Raw genomic sequence first — 22,095 nt, 5'->3', positions numbered from 1 at the left:
ACTTCCGGGTCGCGCCCGCGCGAGGTCGTCCGCGAACTGCTAGAGGGACACGATGCCCCGATGCACCGCGATGGCCACTGCGTGGGTCTTGTTGGCAGCGGTGAGCTTCTGCTGCGCCTTCTTGAGATGATGCTGGACCGTCTCGATCGAGAGGCCGAGGATGGTTGCGGTCTCGCTGGCGGTCTTCCCTCTGGCGGCCCAGGACAGCACGTCCCGCTCGCGTCCCGACAGCGCCTTCGTCGACCGGGCGTTCTCGATGATCGCGAAGTTGCCGACGTTCAAGGTGGAGAGGCCGGGCGACAGGTCCTGGAGCTTCTGCTCCCAGAGAAGCGCCATCATCCGGAAATAGTGGCCGTAGCGACGCGAGACGTCCGGCAGCAGGAGCTCGTTCTCCTTCCAGTAGAACGAGCAGAGGCTGCGGTAAGGTGAGCCCTTCGCGTCGACGAGATGAAGAGGAAGGACCAAGCCGTCGAGATATCCGTGGTCCCGGGCCGCATCCATCGTCCTGCGCGAGCCGGACAGCCGCGGGCCATCGGGCTCCGGAAGCACGATGTCGCTCCACATGAACGGCGAATTGGAGGTCAGAGCGCGTTTGACGCACGGGTCGACGTCGAGAAAGCCCTCGGCGAAGTAGGTGCTCTGCCACTCCTTCGAGACGGTCATCAGAATGCTTTCGGACGTGCTGGCGACCGTCGCGCCGTTCACGAACGTGAAGGATTCGAACCCGGCCTTGCCGACGGCCGACTGCATGATGTCGCCGAGAGCCTGGATCGAACCTGCTCCTTCGACGGCGGTCATCGCGTCGTCCAGGTCCTGCAGCAGCAACGAACTCAAAGATACTTCTCCGCTTCGCGGACCTTTTACGCCTTCGCCAGAGGATGGCACTTCGTTGGAAGATGCTCGACCCGAGCCTGCGCCGCCCGCCGTCATTAGCGCGGTCGTGGCGGGTCCGACAGCGCCTGAAGCGGGCAATCGGGCAACAGGGTGAAGACAAAACGACCGTGCCGACCGCTCGGCGCCTTCGTGGAGCCGCCCGACTGCGACGGTCGGACGCAAGCGCGTCCCACCGCATCCGTCGGGAGCGATCGCGCGCGTCCGCGCGCGTTGCCCTTTGCGGGATCGGCGGTCAGTCTTCACCGAAGAGGAGCCCGAGATGGTCTATTCGGTCACGACATGGCGCAACGGCACCGGCGGCTTCATGGCGGTGTCGGTCGCACCGCCCGTCCACCCCGGCCTCCTCGAGACGGCGTTGAAGGGCCTGTCCACCGCCCACTTCTTCATGGACGACTCGGAGCGCATGGCCCAATTCGCGCGGGCGATCTCCGAGGCCGACGACGCGCAGATCGAGCTCGGACGTCTCCAGATCCTTCACGTACTGAAGGAGATCGCCGAGCGCATGGACAGGATGCGATTCGACCACCCCATGTCGGTCGGCGCCTCCGATCAGATCGGCGAGGCGCTGCGGAGCGTCGTGGAAGGCATCGCCGGCGACGTCGTCGATCTCCTCCGGCAGGCGGACGAGACCCCGCGGGACAAGGGCACGCTCCGCTACCTCGCCGGCGCTCTGCAGACCCTGGCGGAGGCGAAGCGGTTCACCGCGCTTCTACACGAGGCCGATCCCCGGAACGCCGAGTACGCGGAACTCGCCGCCGACGCGGCGGGGCACTTCGAGGCGCGCGCCCGGGATGCCGACCGTCTGCGCACGACCGTCGGGCCACGCTACGGGCACGTGACCGAGATGCTCCCCGCCTCGACGAGGATCGCGACCGAAGCCGATCACCGCTTCACCCTGCAGGCCGAACTCGACGGGGCGATCCTGACGCCGGACCATGTGCTGCGGACCATGCAGGACTGCGGCGATCGCGATACTCTCTGGCGTGCCAGCCAGGGCGGCCTGCGCGAGAAGGCGATCAAGGACGGCAGGCACGTGGTGCTCCCTGCCCGCGACGCGGCGGCGCTGCGCACCAAGGCGGCGGCGATCGTCACCGCCTTCAACGCCCTCTTCAACCAGCCCGGCTTCCTTGCGCTCCTCCGGCAGGGTTCCGCCCTGTCGCGCTGGAAGGGGCTGAACGGCATCCACGACGCCCACGACCCCGCCGTCGAACACGAGATCCGCGAATCGCACCGCGGGTCGCGGCGCGGCCTGTGGCGGCGGGACGAGGCCGAGCTCCGGAAGGAACTGGACCAGCTCCCCGCCGACCGGGAGCGCTGGCGGACCGAGGGCAGGAAGCACCTCTCGGCTTCCTTCGTCCTCGAGGAACTCGTGTCCGGCGCCCTCAGGGGCCATCTCGACGGCACCAAGCCGGTTCTGGTCCTTCGGACCGACCCCGCCACGGGGGCCACGGTCGGGACCTTGCGCGGCGACGACGCCGGGAGCGTGCTCGCCATCTACCGGGACGGTCTCGTGGGCTATCCCGGAGCGGTCTTCGCGGTCACCCTCGACGCGGTCGAGGTGGCGGCCGGCCTGCCCGATCTCGCCGGCATCCGCGATCAAGCCTGGGTCGGCGGTCCGCGCAAGGGCACGAACTACTACAGCCTGGAGGACGCCCTCGGCTGCATCGCGGGCGGAGACGCGTACTCCCAGACGTTCTTCTTCGGCCGTCAGGTCGCGGTGGTCGATGAGACCGGGACCGCCTGGGAGCCGCCGCAGCCGCCGGCGACCTTCCGCCCGGCGGCCTAGGACCGGCGCGCGACAGAGTTCTCCACGAGGTCGAGCATCGCCTGCGCGGCCCTCCGCTCGGCTTCCTTCTTCGAGCCCCCCGTGCAGGATGGCGTGACGAGGTCCCGTCCGTCGGCGCGGAGATGGGCGACCGCCGCGAAGGTCGGCGCATGGGATGGCCCGATACCGCTCACCTCGTAGCGGGGCATCGGCCAAGCGCGCCTCCTGCAGATCGTTTCAAGGCGGGTCCGTGCCGTGACGTCGGCATCGACGCCGGACCCCGGAGACGCGACAGCCGCGGCCACCGGCGCCCTGGGCTGTTCGAGCCCCAGCTGCGCCAGCATGGCCACGGCGGCCGCCTTCTCCGCTTCCTTCTTGGACCGGGCTGTCGAAGGCTGCGATCTCAACGACCGACCATCGATCCGAACCGTCACGACAGCTGCGAAGACGCGGTCGTGCGGCGGACCTCGCTCCGCGACCTCGTACGTCGGCGCCAAGTGGCCCGCCTTCGCGCAGTGCTCCTGTAGCCGGTTGCGGGGATTCAGCTCCGCCCCCGATGACGTAGCGGCCGCAGGCGGGGCCGGAGCAGGGGACGGCGCAAGGGGCGGCCGCGCCTCGGGAACTTCGATCCCCGCGACCGCCGCGACGAGATGGACGCCGGCGGCGTGCTGCGCCCCCTTCCGGGTCGGCCGGACCACGAGCGGCGTGACGAGTTCGACCCCGTCGACCGTCATCCGGCCGGTGCAGGCGAAGACGGGGGCGTGCGGTGAACCGGACCGCTTCTCGGCGAAGTCGGCCTGCGACCAGCCCAGGGAGGCGGTCCCGTAGGCCAGGACGTTGTTGGCCTCGTGCGGTGCGGCCGTGAGACGCTCGACGACCGCGGCGGCCGTGCGTCCGCCGAGGATCAGCAGGCGGGCGATCTCCTTGGGGGTGAGCAGTTCCTCGGCGATGCGCCGCACGCCCTCCTCGACGACCGCTTCGGTCGCGGCGGCAGGATCGGCTGCGATCGCACGCACCACCCGCCGAAACTGGAGATCGTCCGCCTCCCTGATCCCGCCTCGGGCGATGATGGCCGTGGCTTCGCGGGCGTAGCGCCTCCTGTAGGACGAGGTCAGACGGTCGGCGGACGCGTTCCGCTTCGCCTCGATCTCCCCCGCGATCGCCTCGATGGCCGCGGCCGTATGGGGCGCGGGGGCGCCGTCGAGGCTCGCCTCGACCATGCGCTGGTTGACGAGATCCACGTACCGACGGAGCGGCGAGGTGAACCATGCGTAGGCTGGCAGATTGAGGGCGTAGTGGCCCTTCGGCTCGGGTCCGACATACGCCTTGCCCACGACCCGGGGGAAGCCATCCGTCCGGACGTCCGCTCGGACGTCCGCGGCCACGCCCTGGAGCGTCTCGAGGATCTGCGCCCGGGTCAGTCCGCTTCGCGCCTCGTGGTTGCGGTAGAGGAGCGGGATGTTCCTTTCCGCGGCGAAGGCCGCGAGCTGCGCGTTCGCCAGCACCATGAGCTCGCTGACGATCATCTCGGCGACGTGCCCTTCGCCGGTCAGGAGGATGGCGGATCCTTCCTCGTCGAAGGCGATGCCTCGCTCGAGATCGTAGAAGGCGATTGCACCGGAGGAGCGGCGCCGCTCGAAGAGGCCGTGGGCGAGATCCCTCGCCTGACCCAGCATCTCCGCGAAGATGCCGTCGCGGGTCCGGACGCTCCGACTGGCCTCGTCGTAGGTCAGGCGCCCCAGGCTGCGGAACGTCGTCTTGGCGACGGACGTGGAGACCGTACGGAAGGAGCCGTCCAACAGGATCGTGACCAGGAAGACCGGCTTGTCGGCCCCGGGCGTGAGGCTCGCCGCCTTCATCGTCTCCTCGGGCAACATGTGCTTGGCGACGCCGCCAGGCCGGTAGCTCGTCTCCACACGGTGCCGTGCGGTCTCGTCCGCATGGCTGCCGATCCTCACGACCTCGGTCAGGCGGGGGAACGCGACCTGTACGGTCCAGCCTCTGCCGTCCCTCTCGATCCAGACCGCGTCGTCGAGATCGGCGGCTCCGACGGGATCGACGGTGACGCCTCTGAACGGTTCGGTCATGCAGCCGGCTCCCTGGAACCGGACCCGGGCCGATCGGGCCGGGAGCATCCGCTTCCGAACGGCCCCGCCCCGCGGACCGGCGCGTCGTCGGTTCGCGGGGCGGATCCGCCGCCGGGCATGTGACGGCAAGGAACGTCGGCTGTCGAGATCGCGCCCTGCCGGTTCGGCCGTTATCCCCGGGCACCGCCCTCAGGCCGAGGGCGTCGCGGAGCGATCGATTGCTTCAGGGGCGCGGCCCGTCGGAAGGAACAGCCGGCGTCCAGGGCGCCGGCCCGAACTGGGCGTCGTAGATCTCGAAAGGCAGCCGCTCGTGCAATCCCCCGTCGACGAGCACGGGCACGGCGGGGGCGAATGGCTCGACCGCATGCATCATGCCCTGGGGCGCGGGCCAGACCGTTACCTCGTCGCCCCAGGCGTTGACGATCGTCTTCGGCCGACCGACCGTCTCGTAGGGCTCGTACCGGCCCATCGCCCGGTAGCGGAAGGTCCCGTCCTCGGCCACTTCCGCCTCCGAGCATCGGACCATCGACATCGTGCGCAGGGATCGACCGGACAGCTTCCCGACCTCCCGGTTGTGGTCTGCGGCCGCCTTGGAGAGCGCGTCGACGGTCTCCCGCGTCAGGTAGACCTCGCCACCGACGACGTAGACGGGCAAGGCGCTCTTGAAGGGGGGAGGTTCGAGATCCAGCCTGCCGGGCCTCACCAGGGCGGCGCGCAGGGTGACGCCGCACTCGGCTTCGGCGGCGAGGTTCGTGGGATCGTAGGCCTCCAGCCAAGCCGGATGGTCCGTGACCACGTCGTAGTCCACGTCGTCGTCCCACATGCCCTGCCACCCGCCGACGCGCATCTCGTGCGGCGACAGCCCGAGTTCGGCGAAGACCGCGCGGAGCCTGCCGAAGAGAGCTTCCGGGGCCACGGGCTCGTGCAGGGTCACGGCATCCTCGCCGCTGACTTGGCGATGCGATGAGTACCGCAGGTGCGGCTTGCCCGACAGCACCACGTGCCAGTGGAGCCTGCCGTCCTCCAGAGGACGCACGCTGAAGCCCGTCGACCCCATGCGATTCCTCTCGATCCAGCCCGCGACCTCCGCGCCGGCGTAGCGGGAGGTCCGCTTCAGTCCCGCCGCCTCCATCGCGGCCTTGATGCCCTGGACTGCCCGGATGCCTGTCACGTACATGGCGCTCTCCCGATGGATCCGCGGCCGACCGGCAGCCACGCGCATCGCATCTCCGTGGCCGGAACTCCGCCGGCGCGTTCCTCAGGTCCTTCAGCGCGGGCTCGGCCCGGCATGATCCGGCTCGGCCTTCGCCTCGGGTCGGCGCGCGAGAAAGCGCTCGATCATGACCCGCACCCTCTCGAGCGAGTCCGGATCCTCCAGTCCGATGCGCGCCAGCGCCCGCGCTACCTCGACCTCCTCCTCGGGAAGCGCGTCCTGGAGATCGACGCGCAGATCGTAGGCGGGGTTTTCAACGTCGTGATCGGGACGGACCGGGGTCGGCTCGAGCTGACCCATTTGGCGCACCCAGCCCCCGAATCGCGCGACGAGGGCGCGGAGGATCGCGTCGTTGCCCGGAGCTCGGGCGATTTCGACGATGGTGTGCGGGTGATCCAGCGTCCGCCGGAAGGTGAGATGGTGCGCGTCGGTATAGACGCGGAAGGGCTCCTGGAAGGCGGGCGAGGTCCGGATGGCGTTCCATTCCGGCCCCCTCTCCGGGAGCGGTACGACGGCGTGACCCAGTGCCTGCAGCGTCCGGCAGACCGTCTCCGTCGAATGACGCCCCGAGAGGATGCCGAAGTACGTCTCCATCGCCGTCCGCTTCCGTTTTTCGCCGGTTCCTTCGATGCTGGCACGGTAGCGGGCATCCGCGAAAGAACGAAGCGGGGCCTGCCTTGGACTTCCCGGACGACGATGCCTCGGCGCCCGCCGCCGACCCGTTCGTCGGCCGCGACGATCAGGACGAGCTCCTGGTCCGCTTCGTCGACGGGCGCCGGATCGAAGGATCGCTGATGCGGGTCGCCGGCATGACGTTCCTGCAGGTCCGCGACGGAACGATGATGGGCCACGCCGAGGGGCCCTTCGACCCTTCCGAGATCGCATCGATCGCCGTGCTGCGGACGCGGCAGGAGGTCTTCGACGCGCGCTACGAGCGCCAGCGGGGCGATCCCGTCCCGGGGCAGCTCGTGCGGACGCGCGACGGCTACGAGACCCGACTCGACAGGCTCGCCAAGGCGGCGGCCTACGCCGAGGACGGCAGACGCCGCAGGCAGATCCGCGCGCAGTTCGACGACGTCGCCGACGAGATCGCGCTGGCGAAGACAAAGCGGAACTGGCTCATGTCCGTGGCGTCCTGGTATCGCTACTCCAATCAGGAGCCGACCAAGATCGACCTCTCGGGCGGATGCATGACGACCGCGATGACCTTCCAGAGGCCGCGGCCTCAGGACTTCGACCCGGACCCGAAGGTCCGGCGCGCGCGCGTCCCCGTACCGGAACAGGTGGCGGCCGACCCGCTCTCGACTTGGAACATGATGCGGGTCCTGCGGTCCTTCGGCTACGACGCCAGGGCCTCGGTCTTGGGCGACGTCACATGGGACGCGGCCGGTCTGCTCGTGGACTTCCCCGGGGGCCGGGAGAAGGGGCGTTTCTCGGTCGAAGGCAAGCGCGACGCGTCGGGCGCCATGACGTGGACCTACTTCTGGGACGGGAACGGCAGCGCCGCGGACAACAGGCGGCGCATACGCTGTCAGAGCGGCGGCGAGTACCGGACGTTCCGGAACATCCTGGCCTACGGAGCCTTGATGCCGGGCTTCGTCGACAAAGGAGCCGCGACGTATCGGGCGGACGTCCTCGTGGACGACCCCCAAGCCGTCGCCGCGTGGCTCGCGGCACATGCCGAGGGCCGGGTGGCCCGGAAGCTCGCGCGCGAGACCGACGTGGGCTGGCACTGCATCGCCGTGTTCACCGACGCCGAGACGGTCGTGTCCTTCAGGGCGGACTGGCGTTGCGAGCTGGCGACCGAGGAACGCATACGCGACCTTCGACGTGAACGGCGGGACCGACGAGAGGACGTCGTTCCGTCTCCGGTTCCTTGACGCCAGGACCCTTGTCCGGTTGCGCCGGATCCCGAGCCGACCGACAATGACCTCATGGAAGGAACGGCGATGACGGAACGCAGCTCTCGGACCACGGTCAGATACGGGTTCCGGCACTCCGAGACCGGTGCGCTCGTCCGGCTGTCCACGGAGGTCAACGGGCCGAACAGCTACGCCTGCGGGGAGACGCGCACCGCCCTCAGCGGCAACGCGAAGGATTCGATCTTCGAGCTCGACGACCCTCGGCAGGCCGCGATCGTGCTCGCGACCGACGTGCCTTGGTACAACAGCGGTCCGGACAGCCCGTCCTGGGGAGACTTCGAGGGCATGGGTCCGCTCGTTCCGGTCCGTTTCGACACCGTCGAGACTTTCGACGCGCGCTACGCGGACCCGGTCGAGATCACCCGGTCGACGGCGGAGACCGTCCTGCCCCGCACGATCGTCGTGGATAAGCTCTCCTCGTCGCGCCGCGCCGTGAGCGTGTTATCGCGCCGCTACTTCGGAACCCTTCCGCCTGACGGCACCGACCACGTGGAAATGGCCGCCTTCTCGGTGCCGTCCACTCTCTCGTGCGAAGATCTTCCCGGTGCCGTCCTCATGCGCGACGGCGAACGGCTGCCGATCGGGACCGTGCTGGACGCGGTCGAAGTTCCCGAGGACTACCCGGTATCGGACTACGGCTCCGCCGACATGCCCTCGGACCGTAGGGCCATCCTCGTCCTCTTCGATGCATGGTTTGGGCGACCCGATCCCGTCGACTACGCCGCCTGGGAGCGGGTGCCTTCGCCCGCTGCCGCCGGTCCCCGCCCCTGATCGACGCCGAGCCCGCCAGCATGGATCGCGTGGCGGTACGCGCGGCACGTCGACCATGCGGGGCTGCGCTCGAATCGGCCCGCATCCGGGTTCCCGCCCCGCCCGAAGTCACGGAGCCGCCGACGCCGAGGGCTGTCTGAGGAGACCGGACACATGAACCGCCGCGACCCCGCCTTCCAGTATCATCTATCAGTCGAGCCCGACATCGTGCCGGGACTCTCATTCGCCAAGCAGACGCGGACGACGAGCTCGGCCGGCGCCAGGGGCGAGGCCGCCGGCGAGGGCATCTATACGACGCACAATCCCACGTATTGGGACCGGCAGCTGGCCTACGAGAGCGTCGGCGCGCTGCCGTCGACCCTCTATCTCGTGAAAGTCTCGGATCCGAGCGAGACCGACATCTGGTCGCCCCACCAGGACCTGTCGCCGCCTGGGCACGTGGTCGTGCTCGCGAAGATCCTGACGATCGATCCGGACAGACCGCTGGACATCGGGCGGGCCGAGCACTTGGTCGACCGATGGGTCGCGGGGAATCCTCACCTGCTCGATCCAGGGTTCGACGTCGAGGCCTCCGTCTCGCCCTCGCCGTGAGCGACACCCCGGCGTCTTGCGCACCGACACCGACGCTTCCACCATGCCCGTCGGCGGGCGGCGACGGCATGCGCCACGAGGCTGCCTCGGAGGTCCGCGAGCGCGTCGCCGCCCGATACGAGAGCGTGGACCGGGACTGGCGAGCGGCCAGGCCGACCCTCCTGTCTCCGCTCACTGATCGATCGGCCGCAGCCGAATAGCCGAGGAGCGACGCGATGAAGGTGTTGAGGCCGCAGATCGTCGATGGACGGATCGTCGTGCGGGAGGGCGGGTTGCGTCCGCCGGAGACTGGGAGCGCCCTCTGCTCCTTCCACGGTCTCGTGGGGAACCGCCACGGCCTACTCATGGGAGGACCCTCAGGCAACGCCTGCGCTCTGACCTTCGCGCACGCTCCCTGCCGGATGGAGATGGAGGACGACGTCCCGGCCTGGGATCGCTGCCGCCACTACAACACGCCCGCCCGCAAACCGGAGGTCGACGCCGTGATCGATCATTGCGTGGTCGTCACGACGGGACCGGGATCGAGCGAGTTTCCGGCGGCGGACTGGTTCGCCAGCGTGATGGGAAGGCCGTACCGGCCCGCGAACTAGCGGGCGAAATCCGAAACTTGGCAGCTGACCGCGGAGGGCTACCGATGACCCTAGACAGCCCTGCACGCTGTATGCTGCGTTCTTTTCCGTCGAGTGGGCCTTCTATATGTGGGTCAAATGGCCGGGCTTTGAAATTATATATTGCGGCATTCGATTGTAGCTACTGTCAAAGATGCGCATACCGATGCCATTAGCGCCGATGGCGATGATCGGGCTACTCCGATGCCTAGATTGCTACGTTCCAGGCAGCTTTCTATCGAAGTGAACTATTGCTATCATGGTTGGATGAGGATCGCCCTCCCTGGCATACAGGTTGAACGTATAGCTCTGCGCTCTTGGTATGCCCACTACACGAGCAAACTTGTTCTGGTTGCTATTGTTTGGCATCCATTTTCCCGAAACTCTTATCCGGAATCCTTTCGGATTAGCTTGAAAGGCACTCGGGTTGTTCAGCGGTTGAGCTACTGGCGCGTCTTTTCTTTCCTCCCGCCCTACTTCGTGATCGAGAACCCAATCATTAGTTTTGCGGTTGAAAAACCACAATTCGACATAACTGTATTCTGCTCGGTCTCTATGGAGTGTATAGCGTGAGATACCTACGCCAGGAGGGACGTAAAATTCAAGGGAACTCTTTCCGTTCTCTGGAGACGGCGCGGGTTCGGGCGGGAACAACGTTCCGAAGGCGCTTATGATAGGATCTTTATACGCAATGACCAAAGGCACCAGGGCAGTGAGTATAGCGAGCAAATAACTCATCCATCTCCGGGACATCGCGACTTCGACCTCTCCGATCCGATTGCGCCGTTTTCATTAACCGCAACATGATCGATCGACAACAATGGCCGGATGCCTCAGCTTGCGTTGCACGGCATGAATGGCAATCTCTCATGGAGTATCCGGCTCTGCACAAGGCGTAGAAGACCACATCCGGCACAATTCGCACAGTGCGAAGAGGCGCCAAGTATCAGGCTACCGATCGCTAGGCAGAGGCCCGCCGAGTCCAAGTTCCGGATCTTAAATTTTCGATCCGTAACCGAAGTCAATTTATAGGAGACAGCGAGATCGCTCTCACTTGATTTCGACCCGCGTCCTCGAAGGTCGCCTTGTAGTTCCCAAAGTCGTAGGCGTTCCCTGCCGTCAGGCCGAAGACGCAGGACATTGGACCCGCCTCCTTGTCGAAGTTCGCCATGTCGGGCTTCATGCCCCTGGCGTCGGCCGGGTACCGCAGCTTCTTCGAGAAACGCACCACCTCGCGAGCCACGTGATCCTGCGCGCACAGCGCTTCCAGCGTCATCGCGCGAGGAGCGGACATCGGCGCCTGCAACCCGAGGCAGAACGCAAGGGCACCCGCGATCTTCGCACCCGATCCCATCTTTGCCCCTGTGGCGTGAACAGCGCTCCGGCGGAGTGCCTCACTCGAAGCCGCCGCCCACGGAAAGTCAAATGCTCTCGCCCAGGTCAGCCGGCGAAACGCGATGAATCGCTTCCCTGCCACTTCGTAGGGCCGCCTAGGTCCGGCGCCAGAGGCGACATCAGTTGGCTGCCTGCAGCGACGCGCAGCCTTGAGCCCCCAGAACTCCGAAATCGCTGGTCTGCCCCCGCTCACGCCGCGTGGCCTTCGGAAGGGTACCGGAGCCCGTGGCGACATCGCCGAGGCCGCCGGGCGACGACGGCCTCTTCCACGCCACATACCGAACGAAGTGCAGCGTGAAGGCTTTGAGGGGCTTCGGCCAGAAAACGAGCCGCAGCGTCCCCATGACCGACCGCTTGAGGACCAGCGGCTGCTTCGAGCGGCGGCCGTAGAGCAGCATCGCCGACTCGGCGGCCTTCTGCCCGGTGGCGAGGTCGACCTTCGTGTCCGCCCACATCACCTCGACAAGGATGCTGCCCGGCCGGTGGACGAGTTTGTAGCCTCCCACGCGCGTCACGTCCGGCCGCAGGCCGACCTCCTTCACCCGGGGCTTGTCGTCGCCGATGCGCACGTTGCCGATCTCGGGTGTGTAGCCCTCGACGCCCTTGTCCGGCGTGTGGTCCTCGTAGCGGAAGACGAACTCGTTGCCCTTGTGGGCGACCGGCACCTTCTCGATCAGGACCCTGGCGTCTTCGGGGTCGAACGAGCCGCCGTCGTCGAGGAGGCGTTCGAGCGCGGCGTTGATCTCGAATCGGTCGTTGATCGTGACCATGGAGGCGCTGGCCCTTCGGTTGCCGGGCTGCCGCGCCTGGGGAGCGGAGTCCGCGGTATACGGATCTAGATCGCTGTCGCGGCAATCATAGGGCTCGACCGGTGCCGGTCGCCTCCCAAGGGTCCGGCCGCGGTCCTTCGCCCGGTCAGGCTGCCGGAGGCCTGGGGGCGGCCGCGAGTCCCGCCAAACGATGCATCTGCCCGTCGGCCAACGGATCGTCGGGATCGTTCCAGACGAAGCCGGCCTGGGCGTACCACTTGGCCACGCCGAGATGCAGAACGCCGTCGCGGGTCAGCGCCGGCTCGACGTGAAGCGTGATGCCGCGTTCGTCCGCCAAGTCCACGATCCGCTGCAGAAGGCGTGAGCCGATTCCGACACCGCGGCGGGACGGATCGACGTCGAAAGAGACGATCGCGAGCGCCTCGGAATCGCCGCCGAACGCCGGTCGCGCGATCGACACCCGCGCTTCCGGAGTCTCGGCCAGCACCTCGGCGACGTCGGCCAGGAAGGCTTGGTCCGGCCGGTCCGGGGCGCCGTCCTGCTGATGAGAGGAGCGCATCAGGCGGCCGGCCGCATCGAGGGCGCCGCGGCCTCGTCGCGGGCGAGGATGTCGCGCTGGTCCTGCAAGGTGGTCGCGAAGCCGACGCTGCCGTGCATGTCGCATCGGGCAGGCGCGAAACCGAGGCTCTCGGCGAGACCGCGGGAGGCGGCGTTCGCCTCGTCCATGCGGGCCTGGACCGCAAGGTTGTGGTTCTCGAGGAGGTGGAGGACGACGGCGCGGACGGCTTCCCTGGCCACGCCGCGTCGCCGGTGCTCGGGCGCGACGTACCAGCCGACCTCCGCCGTGTCGCGCCAAAGGCCACTCAGGTGGACAGTGCCGAGCGGAGCGCCGCCAGGATCGCAGATCAGCAGCGCGCTGCCGAAGCGGGTCACCGATCGCGCGTAGGCGGCGACCTCCGCGGGGCTCGGGGGCGCTCCGTCGTAGCGGTGCGGGAACAGCCAGTTGAACGAAGGGTCGTCCCAGAGCCGCACGATGTCGGCCTCGTCCTCGACCGTGGGGAGCCTCAGGACGAGGTTCTCGGTCACGATCGGGTCCGAAACGGTGCGGGTCCTGCTGTCCATCTGGCCGACGTCCATTGCTTCACTCGCCTCTTACGGCATGCGGTCGCAAAAGCCTTCAGGTATCGGACCCTCCTCGGCCATCGCATGCGGATCGTTCCAATTCTATCCTTCCGGGCAGGCTGGTCTTGAGGTTTGCGGAAGGAATGGCTTGCCCGAAGTACCCGTCATCGAAAGGATGGCCGGGAACCCGAAGAACAGAAGCGACGATGGCCACCCGAAACGCTGCGCCCACCTCCGAGCGGTCTGCCGCGATCGACGCGCTCCATGCGGCGACCGCACTCTACACTTCGATACCGGTCGTCGAGGCCCTGCTCGACCGGATGGGCTGGCCGGATGGCGACGGCCGGCTCCTCGATCCGAGCGCGGGCGATGGTTCGTTCCTCGTCTCCGCCTTGCGGCGCATCCCGACCCCGGCGGGCGACCTCGACGCCTTGGTCCGCGTGCAGGGATGGGAGATGCATCCCGAGGCGGTCGAGCAGTCCCGCGAGCGCATCGTCGACCTCCTGGTCTCGCGCGGCTGGAACGAAGACGAGGCCCGCCGCGGCGCCGCGGCCGTCGCTCACGAAGGCGACTTCCTGACCGCCGACCCGCAGGGCACCTTCCGGTTCGTCGCCGGCAACCCGCCCTACCTCCGCTGGGGTCATCTGCCTCCCCTCCTCAAGGAGACTTGGTCGCCGGTCCTGCCGGACTTCGCCCGCGGAGACCTGCTGCACGCCTTCCTGGATCGTTCGGTCGCCATCATGCCCGAGAACGGCGTGGTCGGCCTCGTCACCTCAGACCGCTGGCTCTTCAACGCCACGACCACCGGTCTGAGACGCACCATCGGCCTCAAGGCCGGTATCAGCCATCTCGCTCGCCTCGACGCCGCGACCTCCTTCCACCAGCCGAAGACGCGGCGGAAGAACAGCGCTCCACGCGTCCATCCCGTCGAGGTCGTGCTCCGCCCCCTCGGCGCAGACGTTTTGCGGCTCTGCGGCCGCCCGATATCGCCGGACGGCGCCTTCGACGAGGCCCACGAGGGACCGCTGCTCGCCGACGTGGCCACGGTGAAGCTGGCGCCGTGGCTCGGCCCCAAGGGCATCTTCCTGCTCGACACCGAGCAGGCCCAGGCGCTGCCTGACGCGGATCTCCTGCCGGCGGTCGACAGCGACGACATCGATCCCGGCACGGACGTCCTGGGCCCGCCGACGCGGTTCGCCATCAGAACCAGCCGGGATGCGGAGCCCGTCGGCGCCGTCCGCGAACACCTGCTGTCGTCGCGCGAGCGGATGCCCAAGCGCGGACGCCTGGGCCGCTGGTGGATGCCGCCGGAGGCCATCACCCTGCCGCTCGACCGCCCGGCCCTCCTGGTCCCGCGCATCGGCAAGCGGATCCGCGCCGTCCGGCTTCCAGCGGGCGTGCTCCCCGTGAACCACAACCTCTACGTGGTCGCCGGGCAGGCCGGCCGATCCCTCGACGAGATCGAGGCCATCCTCCTCTCGGACGCGACGCAGGCCTGGGTCGCCCGCAACGCGCCGCGCCTTGAGGACGGCTACCTCGACATCCGCGCCGGTCTGATCCGGCGCATCCCCGTCGCCTGACGGAGCTGCAGGCGCTTCGACCATCCCGACCCGACTTCGGCGGCTGATGCCACGGCGCACTAGCGCCGGCGGTCGGCGGGATCTAGAGCGTTTTCGGTTTGGGCTGAGTCGGCTTGGCGGGGTTCACAGGGCTTTTGTGAGCTGATTCAGTGCTCGCTCCGGATGAGGAGCGAGACATGGGCCGACCCTACAGCTCGGACCTGCGCGAGCGGGTGGTGGATGCGGCCGCAGCGACGTCACGGCGTCAGGCCGCCGCCCGCTTCGGGGTCGGGATCGCCACGGCGATCCGCTGGGCGGCGGCCGTCGAGGCCACCGGCACGGTGGCGGCCCGTCCCCAGGGCCGTCCCCGCACCTCGAAGCTCGATCCGCACGAGGCGTTCCTGCGCGGCCTGATCGACGAGAAGGACGACATCACCCTGGAGGAGATGCGTGGCCGGCTGTTGGCCGAGTGTGATCTGAAGGTCGGACTGGGCACGCTGTGGGCCTTCCTCGACGCACGCCACCTCACCTTCAAAAAAAGACAGCGCATGCCGCCGAGCAGGAGCGGCCGGACGTGAAGGCGGCGCGGGAAGCTTGGTTCGAGGACCAGCCCGACCTCGACCCGGCCCGCTTGATCTTCATCGACGAGACCTGGACAGCGACCAACATGGCCCGCACCCGCGGCCGTTGTCAGCGCGGCCAGCGACTGCGCTCGCCCGTACCTCACGGCCATTGGAAGACGACGACCTTCGTGGCGGGCCTGCGCCTGTCCGGGATCGCGGCCCCGTTCGTGCTCGACGGGCCGATCAACCGCGTGGCCTTCCAGACCTATGTCGAACAGGTGCTGGTGCCCGAACTCATGCCCGGCGACATCGTGGTGATGGACAACCTCGGTAGCCACAAGGGCGGGGCCGTTCGGGCCGCCATCGAGGCGGCAGGCGCGCGGCTCTTGTTCCTGCCGCCCTACAGCCCGGACTTCAATCCGATCGAGATGGCCTTCTCCAAACTCAAAGCGCTGCTGCGCAAAGCGGCCCAGCGCACCGTCGAGGGGCTCTGGTCAGCCATCGGACGCCTTATCGACGCCGTCACCGCCGAGGAGTGCGCCAACTTCTTCACCGCCGCTGGGTATGATCCCAATTAAACCGAAAATGCTCTAGCGCTCGCCTCCGGCATCGGGAGGTAGGGACATGGAGCTCAAGGAGATCGTCGCCGTCGGTCTGGCGGCGATTTGCGTGATGCTGTTCCTGCACTTCCGGACAGCCGAGGCGGATCGGCGCAGGACCCGACGGCACGAGTCGGTGAGTGAAGCGAACGCCCGGGAGATCGCGTTCGCACGCGATCTCCTACTGGAACACGGCTACGCCCTGGAATCGAAGGAACTGGGATCGGACGGGACGGTCGAGCACGCCTACGCCAAGGAACTCGACGACGCGCAGACGTGCCGTCGCTTGTCGTGCCACTTCACCGAGGGCGGCACGGACGACGTCGTCTTCACCATCTTCGCCCACGACTTCCTGGCGCGTGTCGAGCTTCGGTATGCCGGCGGCCGGATCGACGCTGACGATCTCGCCCGGATGGAGGCGTTCAGCCACCCCAGGGCCACGAGGGTGAACGGAAACCACCGCTTGCCCTCCGCCCGCGTCGCCGATTGGCAAGAGCGGCACGGATCGTCCCATGCGGATGCGGCGGCGCAGAAGCGACCGAAGGCGATCTACTGATCGAGATCCGAACTCGGCCGCACGTCGGCGATACTTCAACCTGCGGCCCATGCAGCCTATGGTCGTCGGGCGCGCCCCTCGGGACACGCATCCCCGCGGGGCGCCACCGGAGGGCAATCCACGGCGCCCCGCGGGGGACCCGGCTCAGATCGCCAACGAGAGCTGCCGCGGCTCCTCGCGTTCGTTGTCGAGCCCCGACATCGTCACGCCGAGCAGCCTGACGCCGAGGCGCATCGGGAAGAGCTGCCGAAGCAGATCGGCCGCGATCCCCTCGAGGTCGTCCCGGGAGCCGACGTCGACCGCCGTCGAGCGACTGCGCGTGATCTGCTCGAAGTCGGAGAACTTCACCTTGAGGGTAACGGTGCGGCCGCGGACCCCGGTCGCCGCGCACCGCGACCAGACCTTGTCGACGATCGGCTGCAGGTGCTCCCGCATCTCTTCGATGCCCGCGAGATCGCGCTCGAAGGTGTTCTCCGCGCCGACGGACTTCCGAATGCGGTCCGGGCGCACGGGCCTGTGGTCGATTCCCCGGGCGATGCCGTGGAAGTAGGCGCCCGACTTGCCGAAGTGCTCCTGCAGGAAGGCGAGGGACTTGCCCTTCAGATCCGCGCCCGTCGCGATGCCGAGCCGCGCCATCTTGGCCTCGGTCGCCGGGCCGATGCCGTGGAAGCGGCCGACCGGCAGGGTCAGCACGAACTCGGGCGCCATCCGCGGCGTGATCACGAAGAGGCCGTCGGGCTTGCGATAGTCGGACGCCAGCTTCGCCAGCATCTTGTTCGGCGCGCACCCGGCCGAGGCGGTGAGGTTCAGCCGCTCGCTGATGGCCGTCTTGATCTCGCGGGCGATCTGCGTGGCGGTTTCGATCCCCTTCAGGTTCTCGGTCACGTCGAGATAGGCCTCGTCGAGCGAGAGCGGCTCGATGAGCGGCGTGTGCTCGGCGAAGATCGCCCGGATGGCCATGCTGACCTCGCGGTAGACCTCGAACCTTGGCTTCACGAAGACGAGCTCGGGACATTTGCGGCGGGCGGTCACCGACGCCATCGCCGAGCGCACGCCGAACTTCCTGGCCTCGTAGCTGGCCGCCGCCACGACGCCCCGCTCGCGCGAGCCGCCGACCGCGATCGGTCGACCGCGAAGCGAGGGGTCGTCGCGCTGTTCCACGGACGCGTAGAAGGCGTCCATGTCGACGTGGATGATCTTTCGGGGCCGATCGGGCGCCGTCGATGCGGATGCCGCATCGTCGTCCGCATCGACGAAGTCCGGCCCGGAGCCGTTGGAGAGCATGCACCGAGGATAGACCGGCTCGGCGCGATTGTCCCGGGCCTGAGGGCAACGATCCCTGAGCCTCTCCTCGACGACCCACCCACGGCACCGGGGTGCGGTCCGGGGACGGACCGGAACCTACCGGGCGGCGATCAGCCCGTGGGGCCGGGCCCGCGCAACTGGCGCCTGAGGCGTACCACTCCCGCCGGCGGCCATGGGCGACCGGAGGGGCGCTGCCCGACTAGCGGACGGAGGGAACGGAGCCGATCAGTTGGCGGTCGGCAGGATCGTGCGGCGTGCCGCCGTAAGCCAAACGGTCGTAGATGTCCCGAAGGACGTTCTCGTCCGCGTAGGCGGTGCGGATGCAGGTCCAGGGCCGATTCATGAAGAATCGTCTGTCGATGGTGGAGACCTCGCTCCAGCGGTATCCCAGAACGGGGAACTTGTCCTCCACGTAGTCGAAGACGGCCGTCCAGCGCTGCTGTCCGTCGATCAGCCACTCGTCGGTGTGGCAGTCCAACTCGTCCGTTTGATTGAAGACGTAGGCGGGCAACGGCATGCGCGACCAGACCGACTCGATCCAGCGGACCTGCTGATCCTGGTCCCAGACCGCGGGCCTCTGGAACGGCGGTAGGATGAAATGGCCGAGCGCGCGCTCGCCCGCGTCGACGTCGACCTCGCGCCGCAAACGGGCGAAGCCGAAGTCGATCGTGAATTCGCAGGTCGCTCCCCTGATGAAGGAGGAGTTGCGGAGGTTCGTATCGACGGTTGCGGACATGTCGGCTCCTTCGAGGGCAGCCTGACGCGGGAACGCGAAAAGGACAAAGGGCTGCACGCCGGCCGGAACGCCGACCGAGAGCCGAGGCCTGGGCGGTTCGGACGCCCTCGCCGGGTACGCGGCGGTCCAGTGACTGGCGTGGGTTCCGCCGCACGGCCCCGTTCTTTCGCGGCACGATTCGTTCCAATGCCGCGCCTCACCTTAACCCCTCGCAAGGCGGACAGATCTAGGATCCGGAGATCGTAGGGAGGATTCCATGCCCGAAGACTGGAAGGACGAGCTCCGTCAGCGGTACGCGTGGGCCGCCCGTACGCCGCTGGCCGTCGGCGAGGGTTGGCGGGCGCTGCTCGCGGACACTTTCGAACGCCTCGACGCCGCCATTCGGTCGGTGCCGGCCGACGCGAACGGGATGGCGTTTCAATGCCACGACGTGAAGGAGAAGTACGGCACTCTGCGGATCGAGATGGTGCCCTACGTCGAAGAGGTCGAAGCGATCTGCCTCGACGCCGAGAACCGCTCCGAGACCGTCTGCGACGTCTGCGGCAGCACGGGCCGCGTCCGGGAAGGAGCCTGGGTGATGGTTCGTTGCGACGCGCACGCGAAGGGGCTGGGAGCCTGAGGCCGGGAGTGATGCATGAGGAAGGTCGTTTCGCGCATTGCGGGCGCAGGGCTACCGCTCCTGGCCCTCATGCCCGTCGGAACCCTGGCCGAGGTGCCGGGCAGGCCGACGGCGTGGACGGCCGGACCGGCGAAGATCGAGATTCCGGCGCGCTTCCGAGGCGTATGGGCCTTCGTCGCCCAGCGGACCGGCGAGTGCCGCGCATCGGATTGGAAAGGCGTGGCCGCGAGCGACGACAGCCTCGTCGAGATCGGGCCCAAGTCCCTGAAGGCTTTCGAATCCGGTTGCGACGTCAACGGAGTGAAGCGTTCCGAAGGCCCTGCGGGGGAAGGACCGGCGACGATGTCCTTCACCTGCTCCGGCGAAGGCAGCACCGAGACCGTACGGGAGACGTGGGACATCGTCCGGCACAAAGGCGACGAACTCCTGATCACGTCGCAGATCGGCAAGCCGCGGATCGTCGCGTACATGCGCTGCCGCTGAGGGCATGCCGGCAGCTGCCGGCCGCGCCACGGGCGCACGTTTCAGAACCTGGGGCCGGGAAGTCCCCCCGACGCAAATGACGTTCCCTGTCTCTGCCTTACCGGCGCCCGTTCTTCATTCCGAGCCGATACCCGCCTGATGCCCCGTCTCTGGATCCTATCCGACCAGCACGAAGAGATCTCGCCGGAGACGGTGCGCAGATTCGATCCGCCCGATTTCGACATCCTGGTCTGCGCCGGCGACGTTTGCGAAGGCGACGTCCGTGGTTGCGTGGAAGGAGTGGCCCGCGTTGCCGCCGGCAGACCTGCGGTGATGGTCCTGGGCAACCACGATTACTATGGGCTCCCGATCGACCGAGCGGCGCTCGTCGCCCGGAAGATCGGGCTCCCTCTGGGCGTGCACGTGCTCGAACGCTCGTCGATCGAGGTCGGAGGCTTGCGCTTCGCCGGCGGAACGCTCTGGGAGCCCTTCGCGCTGCAGGACGGAGCCAAGCCGGACCTGACCGACATCCTGGCCGGAACGTCCCCTTCCTTCTTCGCTCCGATGCCGAGCGCACCCTTCGGCGAACCCGTGCAGGTGGAGGATGCCGACGGCAGCCGGCCGGCTACCTTCGCGGACATCCGGGCGCGGCGCCTGCACACCCTGGCGGCGATCGCAGCCGGCAAGGCCGACGTGATCGTCACCCACTACCCGCCGGTACGCGAGGATCTCGGGCACGCGGGCGGGGCGGCGACCTGGATCCATGGCCACACGCACACCTTCGCCCGGGAGGTCGTCGACGGGATCGACGTCGTCGTGAACGCCGTGCCGTTCAGGCTCTTCGCGGACAGGATGGTCGTCGACGTCCGGCCGCGGCAGCGCCCCGTACCCGGACAGGCTCCGTAGCACGGGGTTACCGCCCCGCTTCAGGCCACCCGCGGCGCGTACGGGGGATCGAGTTCGGCGTCGGTCAACCGGCGCATGACGGACGCGATCGCCTGCTCGCGCCGCTCGAGAGCGGCGGCGTCCGGGTAGTTGTCGGGCGCGATGGCGAGCTGCTCGTACAGACCCATCTCGCGGGCGATCTCCTGATAGCGGCGGAACGTCGGATCGGACCGACCGCAGGACAGGACGCTTCCGGCCGGCCCGGTGTTGAGTTGGGCGAGCTCCGCCTCCTGCTCGGGCGTGGGATCGGGCAACCCTTCCAGGCTACGGATGCGAGACATCGCGTCGATGGTCCCGAGGGTCAGCGTGCTGAGGATCGCCCTCCTCGATCCATCCCAGCCCCAGATCGGAGAGGCGAAGGTCTGCCCGATTGAGGACCCGGCCTCGAAGGCGCCGGGCTCGGGCGCGGCGGCCGTCTGCAGGAGGGCACCGTTCCGGGCCTCGACGTCGAACATCACCCGCTCGGCGAGGCTCCCCCTCCGCACGACCACGAGGCCCAGGGCGGCATGGACGATGCGGTCCGGCGGCGCGGGAAACCGCGTCTCCCGCATGTAGAAGCTCCCGAACGCCAGCTCGGGCGACCACCCCTCGGGTGGCCGCGTCCGGATCTCCGTGCCGAGCCCCGGGAGATCGCTCTCGCCTGCCCAATGAAACCCGGGATCGTAGGCCGTGCCTGCAAATCGCAGGAACAGCCCGCCGGCGTCCGCCCCCAGAAGGACATCCGCCATCCTCTCGTCTTCGACCGCTCCGCGCGGAGCCTCGACGAGGCCCAGGCCGAGCATGACCTGAGCAGGGCTCTCCCGATCGACGGGGCGCGTCTCCCAGGACGGCTGCGACGCGTCCCTCCGGTGGGCGACGGCATCGCGGAAGATCAACTGCATGCGCATGGTCGGAACGCCTTCGCGAAAGAGTCGTGGTCATCCTGGCGGTGCCCAGCGAAAACGGCCAACGGACCGGACCACCGGCGTCGCGACCCTTTTGCCTGGATCGCGGCTACGCTGTGCTCAAGGCCGGCGCGGACGAGAGCGATGACCCTCTTCGATCAGATCATGCGTCGCGGCATGCCGCAGGCGGCGTCGCCTTCGGAACAAGACCCCGTCTGGTCCTGGACGGAAGAGGAGATCCTGGCCCACTACACCCAGGGTCAATGCCACGTATTCGCGGTAGCGCTCAGCCGCCTCACCGGCCTGCCGCTGGCCGCGCTCTGGAATCCCTTCGAGTGGCACGTGCAACCCGACGAGGACGGCCATGGCGGCGTTCCAGAGATCGTCCACGTCTATGTGACGACGCCGGCCGGCACCGTGGTCGACGTCCGGGGCGAGCGCACGCTTGAGGAACTTCGTCGGTCCGAGGCCGGCCCGGACTGGCAGGTCTGCCCCTTCGGTCCGCTGACGGACGAGAGGCTCTACGGGCTCGTCCACGTTTCGGGCAACCTCCGACCATACGACGAAGCCGACATCGCGGACGCCCTTGAGGTGATCCGCCGAACGCCGCATCTCGCGGAGGCCGCCGCACGGTATGGCGAAGTCGCGGAGCCGGGGGCTTCCGCCCCGCGGATCTGAGACCTCCGAACCGTTCGAGCCCGCAGCACGGACCGGGACGGGCCACGGATC

The 22,095-nt window shown here is 68.2% G+C and carries 24 protein-coding genes; 12 read left to right on the top strand and 12 right to left on the bottom strand.

Features of this window, described 5'->3' with window-relative positions:
- Nucleotides 1-39: 39 nt before the first annotated feature.
- Entirely contained in the window at nt 40-930 is an 891-nt protein-coding gene (locus tag MFF56_RS22185; RefSeq protein ID WP_238231097.1) for an autoinducer binding domain-containing protein, read from the bottom strand.
- Between the two features lie 223 nt (nt 931-1,153).
- Here MFF56_RS22185 and MFF56_RS22180 point away from each other — a divergent pair, with 223 nt between their 5' ends.
- Entirely contained in the window at nt 1,154-2,680 is a 1,527-nt protein-coding gene (locus MFF56_RS22180; RefSeq protein WP_238231096.1) for an EMC3/TMCO1 family protein, read from the top strand.
- Here the strand turns inward: MFF56_RS22180 and MFF56_RS22175 are convergent.
- The 3 genes from MFF56_RS22175 to MFF56_RS22165 all read right to left on the bottom strand — a co-directional run bounded on the left by MFF56_RS22175 (nt 2,677) and on the right by MFF56_RS22165 (nt 6,553).
- Nucleotides 2,677-4,746: an RNB domain-containing ribonuclease gene (locus tag MFF56_RS22175; protein ID WP_238231094.1), complete on the bottom strand. Its 2,070-nt coding sequence runs from the start codon at nt 4,744-4,746 to the stop codon at nt 2,677-2,679. The genes MFF56_RS22180 and MFF56_RS22175 overlap by 4 nt on opposite strands.
- 223 nt (nt 4,747-4,969) lie before the next feature.
- Entirely contained in the window at nt 4,970-5,923 is a 954-nt protein-coding gene (locus MFF56_RS22170; RefSeq protein WP_238231092.1) for a hypothetical protein, read from the bottom strand.
- A 90-nt stretch (nt 5,924-6,013) separates the two neighbouring features.
- Nucleotides 6,014-6,553 carry a hypothetical protein gene (locus MFF56_RS22165; RefSeq protein ID WP_238231090.1) on the bottom strand — a complete coding sequence of 180 codons (540 nt, stop codon included), beginning with the start codon at nt 6,551-6,553 and terminating at the stop codon, nt 6,014-6,016.
- 83 nt (nt 6,554-6,636) lie between these two features.
- On the opposite strand from MFF56_RS22165, the gene MFF56_RS22160 reads away from it, so the two are divergent.
- From MFF56_RS22160 to MFF56_RS22145, 4 genes are all read left to right on the top strand, one after another.
- Nucleotides 6,637-7,839, top strand: a complete 1,203-nt coding sequence (locus MFF56_RS22160) for a hypothetical protein (protein ID WP_238231088.1) — start codon at nt 6,637-6,639, stop codon at nt 7,837-7,839.
- 69 nt (nt 7,840-7,908) lie between these two features.
- The gene (locus tag MFF56_RS22155) at nt 7,909-8,652 is read left to right on the top strand and encodes a hypothetical protein (RefSeq protein ID WP_238231086.1); all 744 of its coding nucleotides are present in this window, start codon (nt 7,909-7,911) and stop codon (nt 8,650-8,652) included.
- 153 nt (nt 8,653-8,805) lie between these two features.
- A complete protein-coding gene (locus tag MFF56_RS22150) occupies nt 8,806-9,243 on the top strand; it encodes a hypothetical protein (RefSeq protein WP_238231084.1) in 438 nt (145 codons plus the stop codon).
- Nucleotides 9,244-9,458: 215 nt separating this feature from the next.
- The gene (locus tag MFF56_RS22145; RefSeq protein ID WP_238231083.1) at nt 9,459-9,833 is read left to right on the top strand and encodes a hypothetical protein; all 375 of its coding nucleotides are present in this window, start codon (nt 9,459-9,461) and stop codon (nt 9,831-9,833) included.
- 234 nt (nt 9,834-10,067) lie between these two features.
- On the opposite strand, the gene MFF56_RS22140 is transcribed toward MFF56_RS22145, so the two are convergent.
- The 5 genes from MFF56_RS22140 to MFF56_RS22120 form a co-directional block, all read right to left on the bottom strand.
- On the bottom strand, nt 10,068-10,589 hold the full coding sequence (locus tag MFF56_RS22140; protein ID WP_238231081.1) for a hypothetical protein: 522 nt from the start codon (nt 10,587-10,589) through the stop codon (nt 10,068-10,070).
- A gap of 283 nt (nt 10,590-10,872) precedes the next feature.
- Nucleotides 10,873-11,205 (bottom strand): hypothetical protein, encoded by a 333-nt coding sequence (locus MFF56_RS22135; RefSeq protein ID WP_238231079.1) that lies wholly within the window; start codon nt 11,203-11,205, stop codon nt 10,873-10,875.
- 160 nt (nt 11,206-11,365) lie between these two features.
- On the bottom strand, nt 11,366-12,016 hold the full coding sequence (locus MFF56_RS22130) for a hypothetical protein (protein ID WP_238231078.1): 651 nt from the start codon (nt 12,014-12,016) through the stop codon (nt 11,366-11,368).
- Nucleotides 12,017-12,161: 145 nt separating this feature from the next.
- Complete coding sequence (locus tag MFF56_RS22125; RefSeq protein WP_238231076.1) at nt 12,162-12,503, bottom strand: GNAT family N-acetyltransferase; 342 nt, start codon at nt 12,501-12,503, stop codon at nt 12,162-12,164.
- Between the two features lie 71 nt (nt 12,504-12,574).
- Nucleotides 12,575-13,138 carry a GNAT family N-acetyltransferase gene (locus tag MFF56_RS22120; RefSeq protein ID WP_238231074.1) on the bottom strand — a complete coding sequence of 188 codons (564 nt, stop codon included), beginning with the start codon at nt 13,136-13,138 and terminating at the stop codon, nt 12,575-12,577.
- 206 nt (nt 13,139-13,344) lie between these two features.
- Between MFF56_RS22120 and MFF56_RS22115 the strand changes: the two genes are divergently transcribed.
- The 3 genes from MFF56_RS22115 to MFF56_RS22105 all read left to right on the top strand — a co-directional run bounded on the left by MFF56_RS22115 (nt 13,345) and on the right by MFF56_RS22105 (nt 16,415).
- Complete coding sequence (locus MFF56_RS22115; protein WP_238231072.1) at nt 13,345-14,718, top strand: Eco57I restriction-modification methylase domain-containing protein; 1,374 nt, start codon at nt 13,345-13,347, stop codon at nt 14,716-14,718.
- 176 nt (nt 14,719-14,894) lie between these two features.
- A protein-coding gene (locus tag MFF56_RS22110; protein WP_238231070.1) for an IS630 family transposase occupies nt 14,895-15,838 on the top strand; the annotation gives its coding sequence in 2 pieces (ribosomal slippage) (nt 14,895-15,231 and nt 15,231-15,838; 945 coding nt in all).
- A gap of 46 nt (nt 15,839-15,884) precedes the next feature.
- Nucleotides 15,885-16,415 (top strand): hypothetical protein, encoded by a 531-nt coding sequence (locus tag MFF56_RS22105; protein ID WP_238231068.1) that lies wholly within the window; start codon nt 15,885-15,887, stop codon nt 16,413-16,415.
- A gap of 144 nt (nt 16,416-16,559) precedes the next feature.
- Here MFF56_RS22105 and dinB read toward each other — a convergent pair whose 3' ends face one another.
- A complete protein-coding gene (gene dinB / locus MFF56_RS22100) occupies nt 16,560-17,699 on the bottom strand; it encodes a DNA polymerase IV (protein ID WP_283207440.1) in 1,140 nt (379 codons plus the stop codon).
- Nucleotides 17,700-17,919: 220 nt separating this feature from the next.
- A complete protein-coding gene (locus tag MFF56_RS22095; protein ID WP_238231067.1) occupies nt 17,920-18,456 on the bottom strand; it encodes a DUF262 domain-containing protein in 537 nt (178 codons plus the stop codon).
- Nucleotides 18,457-18,712: 256 nt separating this feature from the next.
- Between MFF56_RS22095 and MFF56_RS22090 the strand changes: the two genes are divergently transcribed.
- From MFF56_RS22090 to MFF56_RS22080, 3 genes are all read left to right on the top strand, one after another.
- Entirely contained in the window at nt 18,713-19,075 is a 363-nt protein-coding gene (locus tag MFF56_RS22090) for a hypothetical protein (RefSeq protein WP_238231065.1), read from the top strand.
- 15 nt (nt 19,076-19,090) lie between these two features.
- Nucleotides 19,091-19,558, top strand: coding sequence for a hypothetical protein (locus MFF56_RS22085; protein ID WP_238231063.1), 468 nt, complete (start codon nt 19,091-19,093; stop codon nt 19,556-19,558).
- Nucleotides 19,559-19,696: 138 nt separating this feature from the next.
- Nucleotides 19,697-20,443, top strand: a complete 747-nt coding sequence (locus MFF56_RS22080; RefSeq protein WP_238231061.1) for a metallophosphoesterase family protein — start codon at nt 19,697-19,699, stop codon at nt 20,441-20,443.
- Nucleotides 20,444-20,463: 20 nt separating this feature from the next.
- On the opposite strand, the gene MFF56_RS22075 is transcribed toward MFF56_RS22080, so the two are convergent.
- A complete protein-coding gene (locus MFF56_RS22075; protein ID WP_238231059.1) occupies nt 20,464-21,363 on the bottom strand; it encodes a hypothetical protein in 900 nt (299 codons plus the stop codon).
- A 147-nt stretch (nt 21,364-21,510) separates the two neighbouring features.
- On the opposite strand from MFF56_RS22075, the gene MFF56_RS22070 reads away from it, so the two are divergent.
- Nucleotides 21,511-22,044 (top strand): hypothetical protein, encoded by a 534-nt coding sequence (locus MFF56_RS22070; RefSeq protein WP_238231058.1) that lies wholly within the window; start codon nt 21,511-21,513, stop codon nt 22,042-22,044.
- Nucleotides 22,045-22,095 lie beyond the last annotated feature (51 nt).

This window comes from Methylobacterium hispanicum, from assembly GCF_022179285.1.
In the GTDB taxonomy this organism is placed as follows: Bacteria; Pseudomonadota; Alphaproteobacteria; order Rhizobiales; family Beijerinckiaceae; genus Methylobacterium; species Methylobacterium hispanicum.
This window is presented reverse-complemented; position numbering and strand designations above follow the sequence as displayed.

Coding starts and splice junctions, on each gene's coding strand:
- MFF56_RS22185 (WP_238231097.1), bottom strand. CDS start 930: ATGACGGCGGGCGGCGCAGGCTCGGGTCGAGCATCTTCCAACGAAGTG.
- MFF56_RS22180 (WP_238231096.1), top strand. CDS start 1,154: ATGGTCTATTCGGTCACGACATGGCGCAACGGCACCGGCGGCTTCATG.
- MFF56_RS22175 (WP_238231094.1), bottom strand. CDS start 4,746: ATGACCGAACCGTTCAGAGGCGTCACCGTCGATCCCGTCGGAGCCGCC.
- MFF56_RS22170 (WP_238231092.1), bottom strand. CDS start 5,923: ATGTACGTGACAGGCATCCGGGCAGTCCAGGGCATCAAGGCCGCGATG.
- MFF56_RS22165 (WP_238231090.1), bottom strand. CDS start 6,553: ATGGAGACGTACTTCGGCATCCTCTCGGGGCGTCATTCGACGGAGACG.
- MFF56_RS22155 (WP_238231086.1), top strand. CDS start 7,909: ATGACGGAACGCAGCTCTCGGACCACGGTCAGATACGGGTTCCGGCAC.
- MFF56_RS22150 (WP_238231084.1), top strand. CDS start 8,806: ATGAACCGCCGCGACCCCGCCTTCCAGTATCATCTATCAGTCGAGCCC.
- MFF56_RS22145 (WP_238231083.1), top strand. CDS start 9,459: ATGAAGGTGTTGAGGCCGCAGATCGTCGATGGACGGATCGTCGTGCGG.
- MFF56_RS22140 (WP_238231081.1), bottom strand. CDS start 10,589: ATGAGTTATTTGCTCGCTATACTCACTGCCCTGGTGCCTTTGGTCATT.
- MFF56_RS22135 (WP_238231079.1), bottom strand. CDS start 11,205: ATGGGATCGGGTGCGAAGATCGCGGGTGCCCTTGCGTTCTGCCTCGGG.
- MFF56_RS22130 (WP_238231078.1), bottom strand. CDS start 12,016: ATGGTCACGATCAACGACCGATTCGAGATCAACGCCGCGCTCGAACGC.
- MFF56_RS22120 (WP_238231074.1), bottom strand. CDS start 13,138: ATGGACAGCAGGACCCGCACCGTTTCGGACCCGATCGTGACCGAGAAC.
- MFF56_RS22115 (WP_238231072.1), top strand. CDS start 13,345: ATGGCCACCCGAAACGCTGCGCCCACCTCCGAGCGGTCTGCCGCGATC.
- MFF56_RS22105 (WP_238231068.1), top strand. CDS start 15,885: ATGGAGCTCAAGGAGATCGTCGCCGTCGGTCTGGCGGCGATTTGCGTG.
- dinB (WP_283207440.1), bottom strand. CDS start 17,699: ATGCTCTCCAACGGCTCCGGGCCGGACTTCGTCGATGCGGACGACGAT.
- MFF56_RS22095 (WP_238231067.1), bottom strand. CDS start 18,456: ATGTCCGCAACCGTCGATACGAACCTCCGCAACTCCTCCTTCATCAGG.
- MFF56_RS22090 (WP_238231065.1), top strand. CDS start 18,713: ATGCCCGAAGACTGGAAGGACGAGCTCCGTCAGCGGTACGCGTGGGCC.
- MFF56_RS22085 (WP_238231063.1), top strand. CDS start 19,091: ATGAGGAAGGTCGTTTCGCGCATTGCGGGCGCAGGGCTACCGCTCCTG.
- MFF56_RS22080 (WP_238231061.1), top strand. CDS start 19,697: ATGCCCCGTCTCTGGATCCTATCCGACCAGCACGAAGAGATCTCGCCG.
- MFF56_RS22075 (WP_238231059.1), bottom strand. CDS start 21,363: ATGCAGTTGATCTTCCGCGATGCCGTCGCCCACCGGAGGGACGCGTCG.
- MFF56_RS22070 (WP_238231058.1), top strand. CDS start 21,511: ATGACCCTCTTCGATCAGATCATGCGTCGCGGCATGCCGCAGGCGGCG.